The sequence below is a fragment of the Paenibacillus sp. FSL R5-0749 genome (genome assembly GCF_038595085.1).
Classification (GTDB): Bacteria; Bacillota; Bacilli; order Paenibacillales; family Paenibacillaceae; genus Paenibacillus.
Window position 1 is genome coordinate 4,087,090 of the sequence record NZ_CP152005.1, and the last position, 25,320, is coordinate 4,112,409.

20 protein-coding genes are annotated in these 25,320 nt (G+C 43.3%); 3 read left to right on the forward strand and 17 right to left on the reverse strand.

The genetic code is table 11. The features are described 5' to 3' along the window. Positions 1 to 439: 439 nt before the first annotated feature. The 3 genes from MKY85_RS18115 to MKY85_RS18125 form a co-directional block, all read right to left on the reverse strand. A complete protein-coding gene (locus MKY85_RS18115) occupies positions 440 to 1,528 on the reverse strand; it encodes an acyltransferase (protein WP_342570454.1) in 1,089 nt (362 codons plus the stop codon). Between the two features lie 139 nt (positions 1,529 to 1,667). Further along, the gene (locus tag MKY85_RS18120) at positions 1,668 to 2,207 is read right to left on the reverse strand and encodes a GNAT family N-acetyltransferase (RefSeq protein WP_342570455.1); all 540 of its coding nucleotides are present in this window, start codon (positions 2,205 to 2,207) and stop codon (positions 1,668 to 1,670) included. Positions 2,208 to 2,350: 143 nt separating this feature from the next. Next, positions 2,351 to 5,071, reverse strand: a complete 2,721-nt coding sequence (locus MKY85_RS18125) for a family 78 glycoside hydrolase catalytic domain (protein ID WP_342570456.1) — start codon at positions 5,069 to 5,071, stop codon at positions 2,351 to 2,353. Between the two features lie 134 nt (positions 5,072 to 5,205). Between MKY85_RS18125 and MKY85_RS18130 the strand changes: the two genes are divergently transcribed. Further along, positions 5,206 to 6,090 carry an AraC family transcriptional regulator gene (locus tag MKY85_RS18130; RefSeq protein WP_342570457.1) on the forward strand — a complete coding sequence of 295 codons (885 nt, stop codon included), beginning with the start codon at positions 5,206 to 5,208 and terminating at the stop codon, positions 6,088 to 6,090. 13 nt (positions 6,091 to 6,103) lie between these two features. Here the strand turns inward: MKY85_RS18130 and MKY85_RS18135 are convergent, their stop codons facing one another. From MKY85_RS18135 to MKY85_RS18165, 7 genes are all read right to left on the reverse strand, one after another. Continuing rightward, entirely contained in the window at positions 6,104 to 6,670 is a 567-nt protein-coding gene (locus tag MKY85_RS18135) for a hypothetical protein (protein WP_342570458.1), read from the reverse strand. A gap of 168 nt (positions 6,671 to 6,838) precedes the next feature. Further along, positions 6,839 to 8,302 (reverse strand): 6-phospho-beta-glucosidase, encoded by a 1,464-nt coding sequence (gene ascB, locus MKY85_RS18140; RefSeq protein WP_339234832.1) that lies wholly within the window; start codon positions 8,300 to 8,302, stop codon positions 6,839 to 6,841. Positions 8,303 to 8,350: 48 nt separating this feature from the next. Next, positions 8,351 to 10,270 carry a beta-glucoside-specific PTS transporter subunit IIABC gene (locus tag MKY85_RS18145; RefSeq protein WP_342570459.1) on the reverse strand — a complete coding sequence of 640 codons (1,920 nt, stop codon included), beginning with the start codon at positions 10,268 to 10,270 and terminating at the stop codon, positions 8,351 to 8,353. 146 nt (positions 10,271 to 10,416) lie between these two features. Next, positions 10,417 to 11,259 carry a PRD domain-containing protein gene (locus tag MKY85_RS18150; protein WP_339234836.1) on the reverse strand — a complete coding sequence of 281 codons (843 nt, stop codon included), beginning with the start codon at positions 11,257 to 11,259 and terminating at the stop codon, positions 10,417 to 10,419. Positions 11,260 to 11,586: 327 nt separating this feature from the next. Beyond that, positions 11,587 to 12,687, reverse strand: a complete 1,101-nt coding sequence (locus MKY85_RS18155; protein WP_342570460.1) for a metallophosphoesterase — start codon at positions 12,685 to 12,687, stop codon at positions 11,587 to 11,589. Between the two features lie 429 nt (positions 12,688 to 13,116). Continuing rightward, the gene (locus MKY85_RS18160) at positions 13,117 to 13,650 is read right to left on the reverse strand and encodes a YbhB/YbcL family Raf kinase inhibitor-like protein (protein WP_342570461.1); all 534 of its coding nucleotides are present in this window, start codon (positions 13,648 to 13,650) and stop codon (positions 13,117 to 13,119) included. Positions 13,651 to 13,680: 30 nt separating this feature from the next. Continuing rightward, positions 13,681 to 14,358: a YbhB/YbcL family Raf kinase inhibitor-like protein gene (locus MKY85_RS18165; protein ID WP_342570462.1), complete on the reverse strand. Its 678-nt coding sequence runs from the start codon at positions 14,356 to 14,358 to the stop codon at positions 13,681 to 13,683. A gap of 250 nt (positions 14,359 to 14,608) precedes the next feature. On the opposite strand from MKY85_RS18165, the gene MKY85_RS18170 reads away from it, so the two are divergent. Continuing rightward, positions 14,609 to 15,274: a GntR family transcriptional regulator gene (locus MKY85_RS18170; protein ID WP_342570463.1), complete on the forward strand. Its 666-nt coding sequence runs from the start codon at positions 14,609 to 14,611 to the stop codon at positions 15,272 to 15,274. 63 nt (positions 15,275 to 15,337) lie between these two features. Here MKY85_RS18170 and MKY85_RS18175 read toward each other — a convergent pair whose 3' ends face one another. The 7 genes from MKY85_RS18175 to zwf form a co-directional block, all read right to left on the reverse strand. Next, entirely contained in the window at positions 15,338 to 16,219 is an 882-nt protein-coding gene (locus MKY85_RS18175) for a fumarylacetoacetate hydrolase family protein (RefSeq protein WP_342570464.1), read from the reverse strand. 25 nt (positions 16,220 to 16,244) lie between these two features. Next, positions 16,245 to 16,940: a hypothetical protein gene (locus MKY85_RS18180; RefSeq protein ID WP_342570465.1), complete on the reverse strand. Its 696-nt coding sequence runs from the start codon at positions 16,938 to 16,940 to the stop codon at positions 16,245 to 16,247. Positions 16,941 to 17,020: 80 nt separating this feature from the next. Further along, a complete protein-coding gene (locus MKY85_RS18185) occupies positions 17,021 to 18,436 on the reverse strand; it encodes a glycoside hydrolase family 1 protein (RefSeq protein WP_342570466.1) in 1,416 nt (471 codons plus the stop codon). Then, positions 18,436 to 20,310: a beta-glucoside-specific PTS transporter subunit IIABC gene (locus MKY85_RS18190; RefSeq protein ID WP_342570467.1), complete on the reverse strand. Its 1,875-nt coding sequence runs from the start codon at positions 20,308 to 20,310 to the stop codon at positions 18,436 to 18,438. The genes MKY85_RS18185 and MKY85_RS18190 overlap by 1 nt, the downstream gene beginning before the upstream one ends. A 288-nt stretch (positions 20,311 to 20,598) precedes the next feature. Further along, complete coding sequence (gndA, locus tag MKY85_RS18195; protein WP_339255977.1) at positions 20,599 to 22,017, reverse strand: NADP-dependent phosphogluconate dehydrogenase; 1,419 nt, start codon at positions 22,015 to 22,017, stop codon at positions 20,599 to 20,601. Positions 22,018 to 22,085: 68 nt separating this feature from the next. Then, entirely contained in the window at positions 22,086 to 22,751 is a 666-nt protein-coding gene (gene fsa, locus MKY85_RS18200) for a fructose-6-phosphate aldolase (RefSeq protein WP_091020607.1), read from the reverse strand. Between the two features lie 36 nt (positions 22,752 to 22,787). Continuing rightward, positions 22,788 to 24,311: a glucose-6-phosphate dehydrogenase gene (zwf, locus tag MKY85_RS18205; protein ID WP_339234849.1), complete on the reverse strand. Its 1,524-nt coding sequence runs from the start codon at positions 24,309 to 24,311 to the stop codon at positions 22,788 to 22,790. Positions 24,312 to 24,423: 112 nt separating this feature from the next. On the opposite strand from zwf, the gene MKY85_RS18210 reads away from it, so the two are divergent. Then, positions 24,424 to 25,308, forward strand: a complete 885-nt coding sequence (locus MKY85_RS18210) for a LysR family transcriptional regulator (protein WP_253438181.1) — start codon at positions 24,424 to 24,426, stop codon at positions 25,306 to 25,308. Positions 25,309 to 25,320 lie beyond the last annotated feature (12 nt).

The window sequence follows — 25,320 nt, forward strand, 5'->3', positions numbered from 1 at the left end:
TTTAGTTGATTCCTAGACTGAAATCAACAATATTATACATAAATGTGAAATTGATCATAATCTGTAGAAATAAATAAGTGAGGTTGTCGAGGTAGGTTTACTACTAAAATATGCAAAAAAATTATGTAGGTAGACTCTAACTTTTGGACGTAAAGGTGACTGGCTAGAATTCTTTGGTCAAAATCTTCTTAAGGACGTTCCCATGGAATTCATACATATTACCACAAACAGCAACAGTGGATCCAATACGAACCAATTCATTCATTCCATCTGATTAGAACGCTTCCAATTAGTATGAGTCTGATTCCATAGAATTGTTCTAAATAAAGGTACCCATACACTAAACACTGCTTTTATACGTGTTCAGTGTATGGGTACCCGATTACAATGCTTGATGGCTTGAAAACTCTTTTCTTAGATGACATAGATTTATTTTAACTTAACGTCCTATCAGGACCCATCCCCACTTCATCCGGCGCAATCCCATCGCGCAGATCCATGAGATCAGGAGCGCCACAACATAAGATAGGATGATACCCACGCTGAAGTGCCGAGCCAGGTCATCTGAGAATTCACGTCTCCAGAAGAGCAGTACGAGGGGATGCATTAAAAACACACCGAACGCAACTGTACCCAAGGAATCCAGAACATGCGTAGCTTTACGAACTTCAGTATGTTTTCCTGCGCCCAACCGTTCACTAAAGATCAGCAGGAGCAAGCAGGCTGACAACGTAAACAGATTGCGGAACAGGAACAACACGGTATAGGTTACCACCGGGTATGCAGGAAAAGCGGTTTTGATATAAGCATTACCATATATAAAAATGGCACCTCCGCTCAATAACGCAACTATAAGTGCATAACGGTGAGTATACAGTTTCTTCAATGCCCACTCAAAGTTGAGCCCAACCCAAGCGCCAAAACCAATTACAATCAAATAACTGGGTAACAAACTTCCTGTTCGCTCGAAGTGAAACTGCAAATGCAGTGCATAGAAGATTGCTTGGCCCATAATAAAGAATAATGGCAAATACCGAGTAAAAAGAAGATGGCGTGTGAGCGACAGAAGCAATGGAAAAACGATATAGAATTGAAGAATAATCAGAAAAAAGTACAGATGGGTATGAGCGGTTCCCATCACTAATTGTTTGGCAAATTGCACACCATGGGTCAAAGGTTCTTTACCCGCAAGCAACTGTTTAACGGTAAAATAGATAAAGGACCATACCACATAGGGTACACATACATAGAATAAACGCTTTTTGTAAAAGGCGAGCATCCAACCCTTCTCATTCACCTTGGAGCTGTAGTTGTAGAACAGAACCAGGGAGGACAAGAACAGGAACGCTGGAACGGCAAATTGCAGGAACGTGTTCCAGAAGTAATACACATCATGATCTAACGTGTGCTTGGGGTAATGCGCAACTGCTGTTGAAGTCGCATGGATGGCTACCACTGCCATGATGGCCAATGCACGATAGAGATCCAGATACTCAATACGCCGGGGCCGATTAACCGGTTGATTCATAAAATAACCTCACTTGTGCCTGATATGGGATGATAGTTTCCGGCCGCAATCCAGATTCTATGCTTCATTTTAATCAGCACGCGAGGGTATTACAATCATAATCTATATTATTTTCGTTAAATTTCACCACCATTCTTCATTATTCGACATTCTCTATCCAGAATCGTTCAACAACATTGCCATTGGACTCCACATAGTTTTCATCCTGAATGCCACCATTTCGAAGAATAACTCTTCTGGATGGCTCATTATTTGCATCACATACGACCAATACTTTGGTGATTCCAAGCTCTCTCGTTTTCTCCAAAGAGAGCCTGAGAATTTCGGAACCATAGCCACTTTGCCGCTCTCCAGGACGAATGCCATATCCAATATGTCCTCCACTGTTGAACAATTTGTCGTTAAGCTCATGCCTTATATTTACAGCACCCACGATTTGTTGACTCTCGGTGAGTAGCCAGTATGTACTGTCTTTGACCCAACCTTCGGAAATATCGATACCTTGTTCATTGCGCTGCAAAAACGCCAACATCTCATCAAAAGCAGAAGGATCTTTGGAAATGACCCACGGTACCATCAACTCTCCACTTCTCACCCAGTCTTCATAAAATTCCAAATATGCATCCTTATACGCTCGCGATGGTTTAATTAATCTAACATGTTCTTTCCCCACAGTCATTACACCCTCCCAACAGATATTGAAACTACCATGCTGCCGCTTCCAGGACACAACATTCTTGCTCTTCCATCAGACAAGTTCGAAAAAGGACCTGCGTGTGAGCAGATCCTATTCAAAAGTACATCTTACCGTTTATTCTATTATTATACGGACTCTGTCAATGTAACATCCTGAACATCTCGGTCCTTCTTCATATCCGTGTCCTTGTACTTGAATTGGTAACTTCCTGATCCAAGTGTAACTTCAATATCGTCTCCAATACTTCGAATATCCTGAACTTCATTTACCTGATCCAACGGTTTCCCTTGCTCCAGAACGATCTGTGCACCTGCTCCAGGAAGACGTACCGTACCTCTCGTATTGACAGGAATGTGCACGCGTATCTCCATTTCTCCCTCCGCCAGCCGATGCCAACTTGAAGCAACTTGACCATACATCGTCTCCAAGCTCGCTTCCACCCAATCCAGTCCAGGTCCGGGTTGCGGCTCAATATGCACCATTCGGAATCCTGGCTGATGTTCATCGGACTTGATTCCGGCAACATAACGATACAACCATTCCCCAATCGCACCATACGCATAGTGGTTAAATGAGTTCATATCAGCACTCCAGAGACTGCCATCCTCTTTGATCCCATCCCAATGTTCCCAGACTGTCGTTGCGCCTTGAGTCACCTGATATAACCAGGACGGATAATCCTCTTGAAAAAGTAATGTATAAGCCAGATCGTGAAGACCTGCATCACTCAGTACCGGATTCAGATAAGGTGTACCCACAAAGCCTGTAGTAAGATGATTGCCCGCCTCTTTCACGAGTTTTGCCAATTGATCGACAGCGCGAGTTCGTGCAGTCGCGTCCAGCAGGTCAAATTGCAGCGCGAGAACATGCGCTGTTTGCGTTGGAACAGCAATTTTGCCGGCTGGAGTGACGAATTCTTTGTTAAACGCAAGAACAATGTTGGTATGCAACGTTCTATAATATTCAGCATCATCTGTCTTACCAAGTACCTCTGCCGCTTTTTGAGTTAACGAAACCGAATAGGAATAGAATGCAGTTGCTACATAGTCCGTGTCCGTTGCGCCAACATAACTATCCGGCTTGGAATCCAGTCCCAGCCAATCGCCAAAGTGGAATCCCGTGTTCCACAGATATGGGTTATCGCCCTGCCCGTGAATGTACTCGATCCACCGCTTCATACTCTCATATTGTTCTGCCAGTAATCTGGCATCCCCATACATCTCATAGATAGTCCAAGGACAGATGACTGCTGCATCACCCCAAGCGGCGGACGAATGACTGGTGTCACCCCATCCTTCCGACGTGGAACTTCTCAGATCTGGAACGAAGAATGGAATACCTCCATCTGCTCCCTGGTCCGCTTCCAGATCCCGCAACCACTTGGTGAAGAAAGGCGCTGTATTCATGAGGTAGGAAGACGTGCGGACAAACATCTGTGCATCACCGGTCCACCCGAGCCGTTCATCCCTCTGTGGGCAGTCTGTCGGCACATCAAGGAAATTCCCTTTTTGCCCCCACAATATATTGTGATGCAGCTGGTTCACCAAGGGACTGGAGCACGAGAACTGACCTGTTTGCTCCATATTCGAGTGCAGCACTACGCCAGTGAAATTATCCAGATGAACGTGTTCAGAAAAGCCAATCAGCTTCACATATCGAAACCCTTGGAACGTAAAATGCGGTTCGAATGTTTCCACTCCATCCCCCTTGCACGTATAGCGAATACACTGCTTGGCGGAGCGAAGATTATTGGTGTAGAAGTTGCCCTCTAGATCCAATATCTCAGCATGGTGCAGCTCAACCGTCTGACCGACCTCACCTTGAATGCTAAATCTCACCCATCCCACCATATTCTGCCCCATGTCTATTACACGATCTCCCTGTGGAGTTGTTAAGAAGGCGATTGGCTGTATTTGTTCGACTTGGGTAACGGGTACATTCTCCTGCGCAACGATGATATCTTTGGGATGTTCCAATATGTTCACAGGTGACCAATTCACTTCAGATGTATCCGACCAATCAGACTCCAATCGCGCATCATACGTCTCCCCCATATAGATGTCCGACATGCGAATGGCACTTGGAGCAGTCGTCCACTCACCATTGGATACAATACATTCCTCTGATCCATCTGCGTATTTCATATGCAGTTCCAACAACAATGCGGACGTTGAACCAAATATCTCCCGTTCTTTGTTCCAGCCAAGATATCCCCGATACCAGCCATCTCCAAGATATGCGCCCAATATATTCTGTCCATTTTGAAGCAAGTGGGTAACATCATAGGTTTGATATTGTAATCGCTTACGATAAGAAGTCCAGCCAGGTGTAAAATAATCTTCTCCTACTCTTGAGTTGTTGATGTGCAACTCGTATAATCCAAGTGCTGTCACATATATTCTGGCAGACGTAACAAGTTGTTTCACATTAAACTGCTTGCGCATACGCGGGCATGACGTATCTCCATCATCTGATGCTTGAGCTGTGATCCATTCTGCTTGCCACTTGTTATGACGATCCATAAGTCCCATCTCGAAATAAGCCGTTTCGGACCAGTCTGAATCACTTCCTGCATCATCCCATGCGCGAATCCGGTAATAGTATCGCGTTTGCGGAGAAGGCTGAAAATGGTTTAGTTCCACATGTATGGATTGATCACTGCTTATCTCGCCAGAATCCCATGTAATCCCTTCAAAATCTTTCGTTAGGGAGAGTTGTACCTGGTAAGCGGATTGCATACAGTTCCGCCGATCGGACTGCAACTGCCAGCTTAATCTCGGTGATTTTACATCGAGGCCTATCGGGTTGACTCTATATTCACAGCGAAGGTGACTAACGTTGAACATTAGCAGATCGTCCTTTCCATCTTGGCTTCCCATTCGGGGTTACGATATAATTATATCGATCCTGCTGTCGTAAATACCCGGTGATCCGGACTATTTCATCCGGTGATTCAGCCATCTATGCGAGGAGGTTGCCTGTGGATTCATCTGTACAACTTATGAAAAGCGAATACTTTCTGCATAATCATCTGCAACTTTTTGTCAATCGTTGCTCTGAAGATTTTATGCTCCCTTTTCACGCACATGATTTTATTGAGTATAGCTATGTTGCTGAAGGAAAGGGCTTTCATCATATCGGTGAAGATGTCATTCCCGTGAAGAAAGGCATGCTGTTTGTCATTCCTGTTGGCGTTCCTCATGTCTTTCGTCCTGCGAGCACAAACGTGACCGAGCATCCGCTAATTATCTATAATTGTCTGTTTAATGCTGAGTTGATCAACACGCTGACAGCCATCATTCAGGAGAAAGAAATCATTCAACATCTGATGGACTTGGCACAAAATCAGGTTCCTTATATATCCATTGTGGATCGCAACGATCAGATGGAAGAACTAATGGTGAAGCTGTATCGTGAATCCTCCGTTCATGGAATCGGCTCGTCTACCATGTTATACACCTTGGTAAGCCAGTTGGTATTGATGACCTATAGACAACTGTATCAAAAGGATCAGGATGAAGAGAATCATTCCACTGGGTTTGATTACATCCTTCACTATATCAAGGAACACGTAAGCAATCGTATTCGGATGTCTGATCTGGTACGCATATCAGGCTGGAGCGAAAAGCAGATTGGGCGAATGTTTCTGCGGCATACCGGACAGACCTTTAGCGGCCACCTGCAACATCTACGCATACAAAAAAGCTGCGAAATTCTAAAGAATTCACAGCACAAAGTCAGCCTGATTGCCGAGCTGGTCGGATATCGGGATATGGATTCATTCTATGCCGCATTCAAAAAAATAACAGGCGAAACACCTCTCGCCTATCGCAAAAAATCCAGAGCACTTCACTCTGGACGATAAGATTACCTACCTTTTAGACACCAACAACCTGTAACATTTCATCTATGTATGCCTTGGCTTCTTTCCATGAAGACATCAACGGAAAGTTGTATCGCTCACGCTCCTGTATATTCCACGGATGCGGGATACAGATAACCTTTTTGCCATCCTCATGCGCGGGAAACAGATTATGTGCTCCATCATCAATGAGCAGATCGAATCCGAGCAAGTTTTTTCGTTTGCATGTAATAAACTGTTCAGCGGTTATAAAAGGCATGTGCTGCTGAAGCCAGTTCCACTTCTCAACCACTGTTTTTGGCTCTGCTGCTGTCACGACAATGACATCATAGGCATCGTTCAGCTTTCGCATCTCATCTACAACATATTCGTCGTATAATTCCAATTCCTCGAACAGACCCGGCCGACCATAAAATACATCGTGCGTGCTCTCTGGATGACGCAAATGGGACGTATCCCAATGAATCATATCCTCATACCGCAACGGATGGGTCGGGAAGTTAAGGTTGTTGTGATATATAGCCCGCTTGACCAGATGACATATCGTGTCATCCATATCTACAGCAATAATAGGCTTCTTCATGGTTATCCCTCCCCCAATACGATCACAGTATACCATCCAGTATGTTATGAAGTCATCCCTTTTACCTTGAAGTGCCATTAGCGTGGATGAAAATCCTGCGAGATGATATTAAAAAGGCACCCCGATGGCGTAACACTAGCTATGCCTGGGGTGCCTTTTTAGATTAATTTATTCCAAGTTTTCGCCATTGGAGGCAATGACTTTTTGGTACCAACCAAAGCTTTTTTTCTTATACCGATTCAATGTGCCTTGTCCGTTGTCGTCCTGATCCACGTAGATCACGCCATAACGCTTGGACATTTCCGAAGTGGATGCGCTGATGATATCAATCGCTCCCCAGTTGGTATAGCCCATGAGGTCCACACCATCCATAATGGCTTCTTTCATTTGTGTAATGTGTTTTCTCAGATAATCAATCCGGTAATCATCGTTAATGGAACCATCTGCTTCAACGGTATCTTTCGCGCCAAGTCCATTCTCCACCACAAATAATGGCAATTGGTAACGATCATACAACTCTTTCAATGCTACACGCAGACCAATCGGATCAAGCTGCCAGCCCCACTCCGTACGCTCCAAATTTGGGTTCTTAATCGTGCTGTACAGGTTGCCTCCAGTCACTCCATATTCTTCTGGATTTACTGCGGACACCAAGGATGTGTAATAACTGAATGAGATGAAGTCAACTGTGTGCTCACGCAGGATCTGCTCATCCCCCGGTTCCATGGCAATGGTAATCCCGTTCTCTGCCCAGTACCGAGCCATGAATGTTGGGTAACTACCACGAACTTGTACATCCGTATGCAGCAGGTTCAGCTGGTTATCGATCTGTGCTTGCAGCACATCCTCTGGCTTCGATGTCGCCGGGTAGTGAATCATGCGTGCAAGCATACATCCGATCTGGAAGTTCGGGTTAATCTGACGTGCTTTTTCCGTTACCAGGCTGCTGGCTACAAATTGATGATGAAGTGCCTGATAGGAAGCCTGCATCGTGTTCTCCACCCGGTCTTCAATAATACCTCCGCCTGTGAACGGTTCAATAATGGTCGTGTTAATCTCATTAAACGTCAACCAGTATTTTACCTTGTCCTTATACCGATTCATCACGGTTTCTGCATATCTTACAAAATGTCCAATCACTTCGCGGCCTGCCCAGCCGTTATATTTCAGTACAAGTGCCATCGGCATCTCATAGTGCGAGAGTGTTACGAGAGGTTCGATATCGTATTTACGGAGTTCATCGAACACTTCGTCATAGAAGCGCAGTCCCTCTTCATTTGGCTCGGCATCATAACCATTCGGAAAAATGCGCGGCCAGTTGATGGACAGACGAAATGTTTTGAAGCCCAGTTCAGCGAACAGCGCAATATCCTCTTTGAAACGGTGGTAGAAATCAATCCCATAACGCTTCGGATAACCTTCCGCACTGTGATGTGCCATTGCTTTCTCAACCGTTGCACTCGTAACATGCATCAGTTCTCTAAGGTTCGTGTAGTCCTTTTTCTCAAAATAAGGAACCATGTCGGCTGTCGACCAACCTTTGCCGCCAGCGTCGAATCCACCCTCAGCCTGATTAGCGGCAATAGCGCCGCCCCATAGAAAACCTTCCGGAAACCCTTGTCGATGAATCATCCGTATCTCTCCTTCTTTTGTTGAATTTGGCTATTAGTCCCAAGACGATTAGATTTCAGCTTTCAAAACGTCTTCACCCATCGTGATATCGCCCAATTTCACCGGTAGAACCTGCTTGTAATCTGCCGTATTGGTAACAACCATAGCCGTTGTAATGTCGTATTCTTTGGCAATCTCGGCCAGTTCAAATGTGAGTAACTTGTCTCCGGCTTGTACACGTGCTCCTGTAGCCACATGTGCATCGAAGTACTGTCCACGCAGCTTCACCGTGTTGATTCCGACATGAATCAGCAATTCCATTCCGTTATCACTGCGGACAACGATCGCATGTTTCGTTTTGAACACATTCATGATCGTACCCGTCACTGGAGATAGCAATTCGCCCACCGTAGGAACAAATGCCACACCTTTACCCATCAATTCATCACCGAATGTTGGATCATTGACTTCTTTGAGCGGAATGGATTTACCTGTCATTGGTGCAACGGCTACCGCATTACTCGTTGGTGTTGGAGCGCCCATGTCGTCCACGTTTACACTTGCCGCATCGCTCGAAGGTGTTGTCGCTGCCGCAGAAGAAGCGCCTGGTGAGAATTGAGCCAATGCCTCAGCGTCTCCTTCTTCTTCCTTAATACCGAATATCGTAGACATAATCGTACCTACAACAAATGCAAGAATCATACCGCCAAAGGAATACCAGAACGTTTGACCGATCAGGGAAGGAAGTCCTGGGAGACCACCGTTACCTGCAAGTACGTATGCTTTGGCGCCAAAAGCAAGGGCGAAGCCGCCACCAACTGCGCTACCAATCATCGCTGCGGCAAATGGTTTTTTATACTTCATGTTAACCCCGTACATCGCCGGCTCCGTTACACCCATGAGTGCCGTGAAGCTCGTTGATAATGCCACGGTTTTGAGTTTTTTATCTTTTGCCCGGAAGAATACACCAAGAGTTGCACCAGCCTGACCCATATTGGAGATAAAGGTCAATGGCAAGAATTTATCGAAGCCCAGTGTAGCGATATTACTCAAGATGATCGGCACAAGTGCATAGTGCATTCCTGTCATAATAATGAGCGCCATTGCGCCGCCTAGTACGATACCTGCAATCAATCCACCTTCATTCAGCAGCCAGTTGATGCCGCCAGACAATCCGCTACCTACAAATGTACCCAATGGACCGATCGCAATCAGTGTCACCGGAACCATCACAAGCAAGGTAATCAAAGGCACAAGCAATAGCTTGAGTGCAGCAGGGATAACACGGTCAACCCATTTCTCAACATAGGACATCAACCATACAGCGAGTAAAATTGGAATAACCGATGAAGCATAACTTACAGCCGTAACCGGAATTCCCAAGAATCCAACCGATTCACCGCTAGATAGCAATGCTGTCATGTCTGGGTACATTAATGCCGTACCTAGTGCAATGGCAACAAACGGATTACTGCCGAATTTGCGAGCAGCGCTGACTGCAATCAGTAAGGGCAGGTAGTGGAATACGCCGTCACCAATGGCTGAGAGAATACGGTACGTATCTGTTCCAGCGGACATCCAACCTATGGACACGAATAGTGCCAGTAACCCTTTGAGCATACCTGCCGCTGTAATCGCCGGAAGCATAGGGGCGAAGACACCTGCGATGGTCTCAAAAATATTCAGAATGACATTTTTACTTTTTTCCGGCTTAGGCTGTTTACTTTCCGTACTTTGCTGGATCGCTGGATGTTCCTTCACCATGGCGTCGAATACTTTCGACACATCATTACCGATAATGACCTGAAATTGATCACCAGAAATATTCGTACCCATGACTTTATCCAGTTTATTGAGTGAACCGTTATCGACTTTATCGTTGTCTTTCAGATCAAAACGTAAACGTGTAACACAGTGATACACTGAATTAATATTTTTGGTTCCCCCAACGGCTTTGATGATTTCCTGCGCCGCTTCCTGATGTTTCATGATGTTTTCCTCCTCATTTTTCCAATAAAAAATACCCGAATGAATATAGCGCAAAAATGTGGCGCCATCTCATTCGGGTATTGCCTGATTGAACAGTAACAAGCCCATGGGATATCCAGTTGTAATTTCATTCTATTGCGTGGACTTTAAGCATCCCGCTTGGTTTTCATCAGACGTTCCAGATGGAGCGTTAGATATAACTGCTCCGAGTGAGTCATGTCATACTGATAATTCTTATGGATAAAAGTCTCGATCTTGCCAATACATTTGAAAGTCTCCGGATAGTTTTTCCGAACCACTTCATACAGATACTCCTCGGCATCATCATGTGAAGAATGCGTAATGACACGCTGACAAAAATATTTCAAATGGGTGATGAAGCGGAAATAATTGACGCTATCTTCATCCAATTCGATATTGAAGTGATATTTGATGATATTCATAATCTCTTGCAGCAGCTGCATGAGATGAGTGACATCATTCATGGAATCATTCACTTCCGCATTGATGAAATGTAGTGCAATATTACAGATTTCATCTTTGGGGAACTCAATATCCAGTCTTTCCTTCAGTAAGGTCAGTGCTTCTCTGGCCACATCATACTCTGCCTTATAGAAGTGCTGAACTTCCCAAGAAAGTGGATTGCGAGTGATCATTCCTTTTTCCAAGCGTTGAACAGCAAAATGAATGTGATCCGACAGCGAGACATAGATCCCGTCACTGATGGTTTTGTTCAATTGTGTTCGTGCGAGTGTCACAATATCATCTGTTGCCTGCAGAATCTCAATCGGCACTTCAGCTACAATGGATTTAAATTTCTCATAGATCGATGTATCCTGAAGCCGAAATACCTTCTCAATCCGCTCCTCATCAATCTCATCGCCTGCTTTGAACTTGAATCCGATACCCCGGCCGAGGATCAGTAGTTCCTGATTTTTGTCATCCACGGTACTGACAATATTGTTATTAAATATCTGTTTAATAATCATTCTGGACCCACCTGGTTTTTTTTGAGGAATAAAAAAGGGCAAAACCAAAATAGAAATAATAAAATCATTTCCATAGTGGTTTTGCCCGCATTACCGGTAACAAGCCTCGGATCTAATTTATCATAACCTGAAAACGGTGTCAACCACAAATACTGCCAATGCTATGCCACCTCATGATCTTATCGGAGTCATGTCCCTATGATCCATGTTTAAGGTACATATGTCTAATGATTCACATGTTGCTGCACATTCAAACAACGTCACTCAAACCAATCATTGTATTAATTGAACAAACGAAAGGCCCTTCTCTCGAAGGGCCTTTCATCATTACTGGAACGTCACATTAATCTGTACAATCTCCGAACGACTGCTTGTACGAATTGGAGGTCCCCAGAAGCCAAATCCTGAGGTTACGATGGAGTGCATGGAACCCTTTTGCAGATAACCCCAATCATTCTCATAAATCGCTTGAGTGATGAACTGAGCCGGCGCAATCTGTCCACGGTGGGTGTGACCGGATACCACCAGGTCTACATTGTTCTGTTCCGCTATATCCAGATCATACGGCTGATGATCCATCATAAGTACCGGCTGGCTTAAGTCGGTATCTTGCATTAATGTGGCTACTTCTGCACGATCCTTCTCTGTCCGGTCTTTCCGCCCAATGAGGGTGATCTTGTCATCCAGTACAATCTTGTCATCATACAAAACTTGCATATTGCTCTTCTCCAGCGCAGCGATCAGATCTTCAATCGGACCATCGAACTTGTCGTGGTTCCCGAGAGAAGCATAGACACCATATGGAGCCTGAATTTCACTGATAATATCCGCAATTCCGCTATTCAGATACATATCCAGATTATCATCAATAATATCTCCCGGATACAGCACCAGATCCGGCTTCAGCGCATTAATCTCCTCCACCATGCGTTTGGCATGTGCAGGACCAGATAGAAGTCCGAAGTGCATATCGGCAGCCATGACAATGTTAAGCTTGTCTACACCTTCTACTTTTTTGTCAATCTGGATATCATACGTTCTCACTACCGGGCTGTAGGCGTTGAAAATTCCATAACCCATTGTGGAAACTAACAGCACCAGCGTAACAACACCCGCCCATTTCTGTGTGTGATGTCTAGGAATACGGGTTAATTTCAACAACCACATCGTAAGGTGAACGACGGGCAAGATCAGCAATAACAACGAGAAGATCGCCAGCCAGTAAGAACCGATGATACTGAGAAACGAAATACTTCCAAACACACGTGCCAAAATGAAGGAAACCGCAAGGAATACAAGCGCTATAATATAAAACCATCGAAATCTGGCGGACACAACTGGTTTCATCCAACTCCAACCGCTCCAGCCTATGTAGAACACTAATAAACCGTATATTACCAAAAATAATATACCCACTAATACAAACATGCCCGGTCTAACCTCCACGTTAATAAGTTGTATGCTGAATTTTTATTACGGATGTAGTTCCGTCTGAACAAGTATAACGTAGTTGAAGGGTCAGATCATCTGTTTGCCCACCCCAGATTCGTACATTTTATTACAATTTGATGATATTTAATTTTAAGCAATTCATTGTCTACTCGCCTGATTACATTTTTCATGGAATGAGTATCAAAAATGTCTGGTCTGGTTACACAACGTTCAATGTAAGTTTCGTTCAACCATAATCTTTAAAAGACTTCTCAAGCTCTATCTCGACGGTTTTTTTTCAAAGAAATAACACTAATCACTTTCATCATGAAAACCTATTTTTTTGGGCCGAATATAAAACAGCGGAAATTGTAGCATTTACTACGATTCCGCTGTTTAATTCTGCTACAAGAATCTTCTCGTGGCTTATTCTTTTATCTCAGCATGGGCTACAATTACAGCGCGACCAAGGGTGTGTCCAAACATGTTAAATCCCAGAAATGCTGGAGTGGCTTCAGCACCAACGCCGATATCTTCTACATCTAGTGCGTGGACTACGAAATAATAACGATGAGCTCCATGCCCTACAGGAGGAGCTGCACCAATAAATCTCGCAGCACGCGCATCGTTTGGAAGTTGATACGCTCCATTTGGCAAATTCGTTCCGTCAGGCGTACCTGCATTTCTTGGCAAATGGGTTACATTCGCCGGAATATTAACAACTGCCCAGTGCCAAAAACCAGACCCTGTTGGTGCGTCTGGATCATATACAGTTACTGCAAAGCTTTTTGTTCCTTCAGGTGCACCCTCCCAGGACAATTCTGGCGAAACATCCTCACCACCAGGAATACCAAAAATACCGGATAAGTGCATGCTTGAGATCGAATGCTCATTTGTAATATCTGAACTTTTTAAAATAAACTCCTGAGTTTCAGGGATTCTCTCGAACGGATTATTCATAAGAAAAACCTCTCTATCATTAATATATTATTATTTAACTTCTGAAGAAGCTTCGATAACCGCTCTTCCCAAGGTATGACTAAGCATGTTGAATCCAAGAAATGCTGGCGTATCCTCCGCTTTCACTCCAATATCTTCTACGTCCAAAGCATGTACAACAATGTAGTATCGATGAGGGCCATCTCCTGCTGGAGGAGCAGCTCCAATATAACGTGCGGCACGAGCATCGTTCGGCAACTGCATTGCCCCTTTAGGTAACTTTTCTCCACCTTCATCTCCAGCACCCGTTGGAATTGAAGTTACATCCGCTGGAATATTAACTACAGCCCAATGCCAGAATCCTGAACCTGTTGGTGCATCTGGATCATACATCGTCACTGCAAAACTTTTTGTCCCTTCGGGAGCACCCGACCAAGTGAGTTCAGGAGAAGAATCCTTTCCGCCTTCCACTCCAAATATTGCAGACATTTGGTCCCCTTTCAGAACAAGATCATCACCGATATTTGAACTTTTTACATCAAAAGCAGCGACTTGAGGCATCCGGTAAAATGGATCATTTTTAGACTCTGATGCTTGAGCTTGTTCTGCAGTTTGCTTAACTTCACTTGCTGCATTTGTATTCGTTGCGGTCTCAGGCTCTTGCGCCTGACTGCAAGCCGACAGTAATACTACTCCTGTCAGTAACAATAATCCCCATGCTTTCTTCATTAGAATTGCTCCTTTCTTGACACCGTACAATTTTTAAAATTTAAGACACAGTCGATTTTATACTACATAATATAATTTGTAAATATAATCGATTATTACATTTTTGATTATTTCTCTTCTTATTAGTGAATTCCCTTAGATAAATTGCATTTTGTTCAAGTAATTTGGTAATGTTAAAGTATTATCCATAGATCCATGAGCTTTTATCTAAAGAAAGATTAACTGATTTCATAAAGGATGGTTATTATTTATGGCTAGGAGAAACGGCTCTTCCACACTTAGTGAAAATGTTCTACAACAGCTTCGATCAGAGATTCTTTCCGGCAATCTCCCTCCTGGGAAGCCCCTTAAGGCATCAGAATTATCTGGGATCTTCGAAGTTTCTATTGCTGTAATACGCGAAGCTTTAACTAGATTAGCTGAACAAGGATTGATTGTATCCTTACCCAACTTGGGTTTCAGCGTCAAAACGATTTCTACAACAGAACTGCAAAATCTGATTGAGTTTCGTATTCTTAATGAAGGCGCTGCTTTGGCTTCCGCTATTGAACATGGCGACATTCATTGGGAATCCACCATTATTGGGGCTTACCATAAACTGAGTCAAACTCCTCAATATGTATCTGAAAACCCCACCCAAATTAACATGCAGTGGACTGAATTACACCGAGAATTTCACCAAAGCATTTTGTCTGCATGCCCCAATCCTTTTCTTACTGATCTTTGTGTTCGTCTGTGGGATATTAGTGAACTTTACAGGCATTGGTCTATCACAAGGGATCTGAACCGAAACGTTGACGACGAACACAAAGCGTTGATGGATGCCATTATTGCCCGAAATACATCCGAAGCACTAGAGCTTCATAAACAACACATTCATGTAACTGCGGACGTCTTGATCAAAGAACAAAATTAAATCCACAATAAAAAGAAGCTCTTGTCAGAATGGACAAGAGCTTCTTTTTATTCCAACCATTTTTTATACTAATTTGTTCTGAAGAGTCCCCAGACCCTCAATACTCACTTCAACTTCATCACCAGCTTTTAACCAAACCTGTTTATCTTCAGAGTAACCAAGAATAACGCCTTCAGGTGTTCCCGTAAAGATTAAATCTCCCGGTTTCAGAGTCATATACTGAGAAATGTAAGATACTAAGTACGCACAATCAAAAATCATATTCTTGGTATTCGCCAACTGACGAACTTCACCATTGACCTTACAACTGATTTCAAGGTTGGATGGATCTACTTCATCCGCTGTGACAAGGTAGGGACCAACTGGAGCGAACTGATCTAACGATTTTCCGAGGAACCACTGACCCGTAAGTAACTGAAGATCTCTCGCGGACAAATCATTTCCGACACTATATCCAAACACATATGATAATGCTTCTTCTTGGGAAACGTTTTTAGCTTCTTTACCGATGACCAATACCATCTCTGCTTCATAATCATATTTTTGAGCCGTTTCTGGTAGTTTTACAACTTCGTTGTGTGCAGCAAGTGCGTTATTAAATTTACTGAAAAGAACAGGTGACTTAGGGACTTCCATTTTGGCTTCTTGAATATGCGGCATATAGTTCAAACCTACACAGATCAATTTTTCTGGCTGTTCTACCACTGGAAGAATATGAAGGCTGGATTCTTGCAAATAGAAGGAAGCTTCTTTCTGCTCATGTGCCTGATTAACAAGGATTTGCAGAGAATCTAGTGCTCTTTGTCCTTGATTAATCACTTCTTGCATTGTATTAGGAACAGCCACATTCAAGGATTGACTTGCTTTGCTTACATCAAGGACTCCTCGAGAAGTCACTACACCTATTTGGGATTGTTGATCTTGTTGAAAATGAATGAGTTTCATAATTATAACTTCCTCTCGAGATCATTTAATGATTCGTGCACTGACAGACATGTTGTACAGCTCCATCTACTAGCCTTCGGACAATGTCAACTTCAGCGTCATTGCGTGGAGCATAAATCAGCAGATAAGTATCTGGTAAACCCAATATAGGAGAACCTGAAAGGGAATGGCGCTCTCCCCAACCTTTCCTAATCACTTCTGATGCATCAGTAGGACTAAAAACCATATGCATGGAAGAGTCATCTGGATGAATATGAGCTATTTCGCCACATGTGATTTCACTAACGGGATGTCCTTTAACCTCTTCACGTAAAGTAATAGCATCATTACGCTTTTCATAATAACTCTTCACAAAATGAATTGTAGTGGGATGATCTTTTACATAATCATCAAAGGTTCGTTGCAGCAATTGTCTTACCTCTTGATTGGGTCTTTGATCCAACTGTCTGTGTGGTACAGGATGAATTCCGATCTTTGGCCGATTCCCCTCTCGGTATGGCAATTCACCAATACGTATGGAGTCTTCCGAACTTCCAATTCGATCCTGATAAATATCCAGTGTGAATGGATCACGTTTCTTCAATCGGTAGTATGAAACTAACAACCAACCGTACAGATTGTAAGGTACCCCTCCCTTGCCTAAAGCCTTCCATGTTTTGTAGTCTTTCGTGACCCATGCAATTAAAATGATGACCACTGCAACAATGATTAGAATATACATAAAAACGACTAACCTCCCTTCACAAAATCGATTATATATTAAATAATCGATTTTGTGAACGTTAAAATTTTTCATTACTTTTATAAATCATCTCCGTTTGTTGAAATCACATCTTTATACCAGTAATAACTCTCTTTACGCACCCTTTTTAACTCTTTTTCTTCGTGCTCATCACGGTCTACATATACCAGACCGTATCTTTTTTTAAAGCCATTGCTAGAGCTAACAATATCCATAAAAGCCCACATGTTATACCCAATAACAGGAATACCCTCAGAAATTGCTGTTCGCATCTGACCAATATGATCTTTGAGATATTGAATACGGTAAACATCATCAATCTTTCCTTCAGCATCGAGAACATCAGCCGTACCAAGTCCATTCTCAGTCACCATAAGAGGCAAATGATAACGATCATATAAGTCGCGGAATGATTTTCTGAATCCAATTGGATCAATTTGCCAGTTATACTCGGTAGCATCTAAATATTCATTGGGAACATATTCAAAATAACCAGGAAGTACAGGGTTCAAAATACTGGTATAATCAGATTTAGTTTCCGGTGAACAGTAACGAGCTGAGAAGCTGACGTAATAATTGAAACCGATGAAATCTGGAGATCCTGCTTTTAAAATTTCCTCATCGCCGTCTTGAACTTGCGGAAGCCATCCTTGTTGTTTGAGATAATGCTTGTAGTAAGCAGGGTATTCACCAAAGACATACGTGTCTGTTAAATAGTGATTTAGTAAACGATCCGAGTCCTGAGCTGCCAGTACATCTTCCGGACGTGAAGTTGCTGGATAGGCAGGCAAATAGGCAAAGGCTGGTCCAATTTTCGCCTGTGGACACAGCTCATGACATGCAACCACCGCTTTCGCAGAAGCCAAAAACATATGATAATTCATTTGATGACGCAATCTCTCTTTCATATGGCCAGACTCTAGATGTTGCAGACCTAATAATTTGTCTTTTCGAATCATCAGGTTTTGTTCGTTAATTGGAAGCCAGTACTTCACTCGGTCCCCGAATTGATGGAGTAGTGTACGCGCATATCTGTCAAAATCATCAACACTCTTTCGGGACTGCCAGCCGTTATATTGATCAATGAGGGCTTGAGGCATATCAAAATGATACATAGTGACTATAGGCTCAATGCCATTTTCCAAAAGTGTATTAATTACATCATCATAAAATTTAATTCCTTCGGTGTTAGGCAGTTCATCGTTTCCATTGGGAAAAATGCGAGTCCAAGCGATAGAAAATCGATAAGATTTTAGGCCAAGCTCCGCCATAAGCTGAATGTCCTGTTTGTATTTATGATAAAAATCACTTGCAACTTTGGTGTCCGCATACTGATCCGAATGTTTGAATGAGGCAACATCCGCAACAGAAAGTCCTTTTCCGTCATGTGCATAACCTCCCTCAACCTGAAAAGCAGACGTTGCAGCTCCCCACAAAAAATTGGTTGGAAAAGTCTTTTTATCGTTTAAGTCCATTATTGTACGTCCTCCTGCTTTTCATTAGATATTTTGATAAGCGCATCATTCGCTTGCACTTCTCCATGGGAGATCACATCGATTGTGGGATAATTAAAGCTGTTTGTCACAATAAGCATCGTCGTTGTATCGAACCCTGCCTCACTGATCTTCTCCAACTCGCATTGAACCAGCAAATCACCGTGTTTGATGATATCGCCTTCCTTGATATGCACATTGAAATATTTACCTTTTAACTTCACTGTACCAATACCAATATGAATCAGAAGCTCAACACCTTCATTGTTCCTGATTCCAATCGCATGTCCACCAGAATGGACTGAAACAATCTCGCCATCACACGGTGCATATATGGATCCTAAGTTGGGAATAATCGCACCACCTTTACCTAATGCTTCAGAAGCGAATGCTTCGTCATTCACTTCGGTTAGAGGTATAAAAGTACCACTTACAGGAGCATCAATAATGACCTCTTGAAAGGAAATTGTTCCCGCTTCGGCTGGATTTTCGAGCAACTCTTCCGGGATATCGTCATCCATTTTGAATTTCCATAACAAAGTTACCCCGAGTGCCATTAGAAATGCAGCAGCAATTGAAATAATGACGCCTACGAATCCAGGTCCAAAAAAGATAGGTAATGTCATCAGTCCAGGAACTGCAGCCGCATACGCTTTGGAACCTGCAATTCCGACGATAATTCCACCTATAGACCCGCTAACAACTGCGATAAACATAGGTACCTTATACTTTAAGTTAAAGCCATATATAGCGGGTTCAGTTATACCCAGAGAAGCAGCTAAAGATGCTGTCGTTGCAACCGATTTCATTTTCTTGTTTTTAAGCTTCAAAGCTACACCTAAAGCTGCGCCCGATTGAGCTAGATTTGCCGGTGCCGCAAACGCAAAAATGGTTGTGTACCCTAACATGGCAATGTCATTTAAACCAATTGGCACTAGAACTTTGTGCAAACCGAACATAACCAAGATGGTCCACCCACCCCCTACAAACAAACCTGCAATCAGTGGGCTTACCTCGTACATGTAATTATACCCTGACGAAACCACATCACCTACATAAATGCCGAATGGCCCAAATATTAAAAGTGTTAGAGGTACGATGACACTTAAACTAATCGCGGGAATTAGTAAAAGTTTTAGCACATCGGGGATAATCCGAGTTAACAAGCGTTCCAGATAGGACAGCACCCAAATAGCAATAATACTCGGTATAACCGTTGAAGCGTATGTGCCGCTTAATACAGGTATGGAAAGAAAGGTCAGAGGTTCACCACTCGCCATAAAAGTAACTAAACCAGGATAGAGTAGCGACAAACCGATGATGACGGAAACCATCTGATTTGTCCCGAATTTTTTAGATGCTGTAATAGCAAGTACTACAGGAAGAAAATAAAACACACTATCCGAGGCAGCATTCAGAATTTGATAAGTTCCGGTGGTCTTTTGGAGCAGCTCCGTTTGAGTCAGAATTAACAAAATCCCTTTGATAATACCTGCACCAGCTAAAACACCGATAATTGGTGAAAAAATGGAGGAGACCACATCTATTGCTCTCTCTAGAATGGAACCTTTGGAGCTGGAATTTTCAGAAGATCCTGCTCCGTCACCTAGTGAAGTTTGTTCCATAATCTCTTTATAGACTTCTCCAACGACATTACCAACCACAACTTGAAACTGCCCCGCAGTTTCAACCACCGTTAATACTCCAGGAAGCTTAGTTAATTCCGATTTTCTAACAATCGACCGCTCTTTGAGAGTAAAGCGCAATCTTGTTGCACAATGGATCAACGAATTGATGTTAGATTCCCCACCAACCAATTCTATGATTTCTTTTGCCATTTCCTTTTTGTTCTTCAATGTGAGCTCACCCCTGCTTGTCCATGATGTACATTGCAAAAAATATCCGCATTTGAAACCGCTTCCCCCTCTCCAAATTGATTCTATTACAAATAATCGATTATGTAAATAAAAATCGTTTATTTACTAACTTCTATTTTTTTTCTATCTAAAAATGCACACTTTATCTGCTTTTAATCACAATTACTATACATGTTTTCGTCTTCAAAACTCTTCAAAAACAAAAAAAAGCACCTCCGCAACTCCCCCTTAATTAAAGGAAAAGTAACGAAGGTGCTCTTATTTAATTTACTCGTTTGTGTCCATCCACTGGAAGTGGAATGAACCTTCTTTGTCCACACGTTTGAAGGTGTGAGCACCGAAGTAGTCACGTTGTGCTTGCAGCAAGTTTGCTGGCAAACGCTCTGTACGGTAGCTGTCGTAGTAAGAAAGAGCGCTGGAGAAGCCTGGTACCGGAATACCTTGTTTTACAGCAGCTGCTATAACTTCACGCCATGCACCTTGATAAGACTCAACGATGTTTTGGAAATATGGATCAAGCAGCAGGTTTTTCAGAGCTGCATCTTTGTCATATGCTTCTTTGATGTTTTGCAGGAATTGTGAACGGATGATACATCCGCCACGGAAGATCATGGCAATGTTGCCGTATTTCAGATCCCAGCCATACTCGTCGGAAGCTGCACGCATTTGTGCAAATCCTTGTGCGTAAGATACGATTTTACTTGCAAACAATGCTTTACGAACGTTCTCGATGAACGCTTTTTTATCGCCAGAGAATGCTTCAGTTGCTGGTCCACTGAGGATTTTGCTTGCTGCTACTCGCTCGTCTTTCATCGCAGACAGGAAACGGGAGAATACAGATTCTGTGATCATGGACAATGGGACGCCGAGATCCAGCGCGCTTTGGCTCGTCCATTTACCAGTTCCTTTTTGTCCAGCAGCGTCAAGAATAACGTCAACCATCGGTTTGCCGGTTTCTGGATCATATTTGGAGAAGATGTCTGCCGTGATTTCGATCAGGTAGCTGTCCAGCTCCCCTTGATTCCACTCTGTGAAGATTTCATGCAATTCTTCAACGGAAACGTTCAATACGGATTTGAGCAAGTGGTACGCTTCACCAATCAACTGCATATCTCCGTACTCGATACCATTATGCACCATTTTTACATAGTGTCCGGCACCATCTGGTCCGATATATGTGCTACAAGCATCATCGCCCACTTTGGCGGAGATTGCTGTAAGGATCGGTTCTACCAATTGATAAGCACTTTCCTGACCGCCTGGCATGATTGCCGGGCCTTTCAGTGCGCCTTCTTCACCACCGGATACACCTGCTCCGATGAAGCGGAAACCTTTTTCTTCCAGCTCTTTACTGCGACGTTGTGTATCAGGGAAGTAAGCATTACCTCCATCAATAATAATGTCGCCTTGATCCAGATGAGGAAGCAGTTGTTCAATCGTTGCATCTGTTGCTTTACCTGCTTGTACCATAATCAAAATTTTACGCGGAGACTCCAGGGATTCCACGAATTCTTCAATAGTGAACGCACCTGTCAGGTTTTTACCTTCTGCTTCTTTCAGAAGATCATGGGTTTTCTCTGGGGAACGGTTAAATACCGATACCGAGAACCCTTTACTTTCAATATTCAAAGCCAGGTTTTTACCCATTACTGCCAATCCAATAACACCGATCTGTTGTTTACTCATTATGTCCTCCCAATGCTCCATGATTTATATAATTCTATTGTAAGTTGAAACGAATAAATGTTCAGTGATTATTGTACTGTTTTTTTCCAGTCCGCTGCAAATTTGTCCATACCTTGATCTGTAAGTGGGTGTTTGGAGATTTGTTCAATAACGGAGAATGGAACAGTCGCGATATGCGCTCCCGCCATTGCTACACGTGTAACGTGATCCGGATGTCTTACGGAAGCCGCAATAATCTGTGCATCCAGGTTATGTGTACGGAACAACTCAGCAATTTTGGTAACCAATTGTACGCCATCCTCAGAGATATCATCAAGACGTCCCAGGAATGGAGATACATATGTCGCACCAGCACGAGCAGCCAGAAGCGCCTGGTTCACAGTGAAGATCAACGTTACGTTGGTTTTCACGCCTTTTTTGGTCAAGTAACGGCAAGCTTCAAGTCCTGCAAGTGTCATTGGCAATTTGATCGTAATATTTTTGTCGCTATTGTTTATTTTGATCAATTCGTTTGCTTGTGCAATCATATCTTCAGCAGTAAGGGCATCTGGTGTCACTTCCGCAGATACGGACTCCACTTCAGGTACCAAACGCAAGATTTCTTCAATACGATCTTCGAATTTCACGCCTTCTTTGGCTACCAAAGATGGGTTTGTTGTTACACCAGACAATACACCGATTTTGTATGCTTTCTGGATGTCTTCCACGTTAGCTGTATCGATAAAAAATTTCATGATTTAATTACCTCCAGATATATTTTTTATTATGGTTTAGAGATTCGCATTAACCGCCAAGGGCATGCTATTTGTAACTACAGACTCCTGATCCGCCGGCTCATCAAACCACCAGTGGTGACCATCTTCTTCAAGCATAGCATCTGATTCAGCTGGTCCATAGCTTCCTGCAGGATACAGGTGAAGTGGTAGCAGATTTTCCTGGAATGCATCCAGAATGGGTTGCACCCATGCCCATGACAATTCTACTTCATCCCAGTGGGCAAAGAAAGTTGGATCTCCCAGCAAAGCATCACGAATCAGATTCTCGTAAGCTTCCGCAAGGTCACCTTTATCCGGAGAAAGATCGATATGAACCGGTTTGAATTCACCTTTATTCTCTGGATCACTTGCATTCAGTTGCAATGTCATGCTCTGATCTGGACTCATCTCAATGACGAGCAGGTTGGGCTTGGAACCCTTGTTTTTCAGCACATTCGTCTGTCCTGAAGGTTCTTTGAATTCAATGACGATACGTGTTGATTTCTCCTTCATTCTTTTACCCGTACGAATGTAAAACGGAACACCGCGCCAGAAGAAATCATCGATTTGCAATTTGGCAGCAATGAATGTGTCATTCATCGTATTCTCCGCTACACCCGGTTCAGCAGCATAAGCATTGACTGGTTGGCCTTGAATGTTGCCTTCTGCATACTGCCCACGAATGATGCTTGCGCCCACGGTTTGCTTTTGTAACGGCTGGATCGATTCCATGATGTGCTTTTTCTTCAATCCAACTTTTTCGGAAGAACTGTTGTATGGAAGCTGAATCGCCATCATCATAAGCAGTTGCAGCATATGATTCTGGAACATGTCTCGCACTGCGCCTACATGATCATAATAGGATGCACGTTCTTCGACACCTACAGTCTCATTAGCCGTAATTTGCACATTGGAGATGTAACGGTTGTTCCATAACGCCTTCATGATTGGGTTACTCTGATGTAACGTCTCCAGGCGCTGTACCATCGGTTTGCCCAAATAGTGGTCAATCCGATAAATCTCTTCCTCCGTGAACGATTCGCTTAATTTGCGATTGAGGTCTCGGGCCGACGGCAGATCGTGACCAAATGGTTTCTCAATGACGAGACGCTTCCAGCCCTCTGTTGAACCCAGCCCACTTTGTTGAATGTTCTCGGCAATCGGTTCGAAGAATTCCGGACCAACCGAGAGATAAAACAAGCGATTGGACGGAATGCCAAGTTCAGCTTCTCTTTGTTCAACTAATCCCAACAGCTTTATATAATCTTCCTTATGGCTTATATTCAATACACTGTAGCGAAAAGCTTTCACAAATGACTTCACAACTTCAGGATCAGCCTGGCGTCTGGAAAATTCATTTAATGATTTTTCCACTTGTGCCTGAAAGAATTCATCAGACCACTCTCTACGCCCCAGACCAATCAATGAGAAGGTTTCAGGAAGCTTCTGCTCAAGATATAAGTTATATAAGGCAGGATATATTTTTCTTTTGGCTAAATCGCCAGTGGCACCAAATAAAACAATGGTAGTTGGTTCCATCTCACCGTTCTCCTTCCAAGTAACTCTGGTTTCTTTGTTGTAGTTACACTATAATACGTTTTATAGCCATACAAGTAATTAATATATTTCACAGGAGCTATAGACAACATCTATGACAACAAATTATGAACTATATAAAGTCTTTTATTGGGCGGCCAAAACGGGAAGTTTGACACAGGCTGCGAAAGCACTGTATATCACTCAACCCAGCGTCAGTCATGCCATTAAGCAATTGGAAGAGAGCTTTGGTCTTACCCTGTTTTATCGGAACTCCAAGGGTGTAGCCTTGACACAGGAAGGTGCCAGTCTGTACTCCTATATTGAACAATCCCAGATTCTGATCTCGCTTGCGGAAGAAAAAATGGCCGCCCTGAAGAATCTGGACAATGGTGAACTCCGGATTGGTGGCAGTGACTCCCTGTTCAAGCATTACATGCTGGCGTATCTGGAGGAATTCCACACCCTGTATCCTAACATCAAGCTACATCTGAGTCATGGAACCACGCCGGAAGTCATTACCTTTCTAAAAGAAGGCAAGATCGATCTCGGTGTTGTTCGGATGCCCATTGTTGATCCGCAGCTCGAAGTCAGAGAAAGCATTCAGTTGAAAGACTGTTTTGTAGCCGGAGAACGCTATGCTCAGCTGAAGGGTAAAGTCATGACACTTGAGATGCTCCTAGAGCATCAACTGATCCTCTTCTCCCGGAACAGCCGGGTTCGTATGGCTATAACCGAGTTGTTTAACAGCTATAATTACACGTTGAAGCCTGAGATTGAGGTCGGTAGCGTTGATCTGTTGATTGAGTTTGCGCGTCGAGGACTGGGTATTTCCTATGTGACACGAGAATTCATCTCTAAAGAGCTGGAGGAAGGCTCCCTCTTCGAGATTCAGCTTGATGTTCCACTCCCCCCTTCCCATGTGGGGATTATGACCAAGCGCAATATGCCGATTTCTTTGGCTGCCAACCGCTTTATGGATCTTATTTTCCAATCCTGATTAGTTACCATG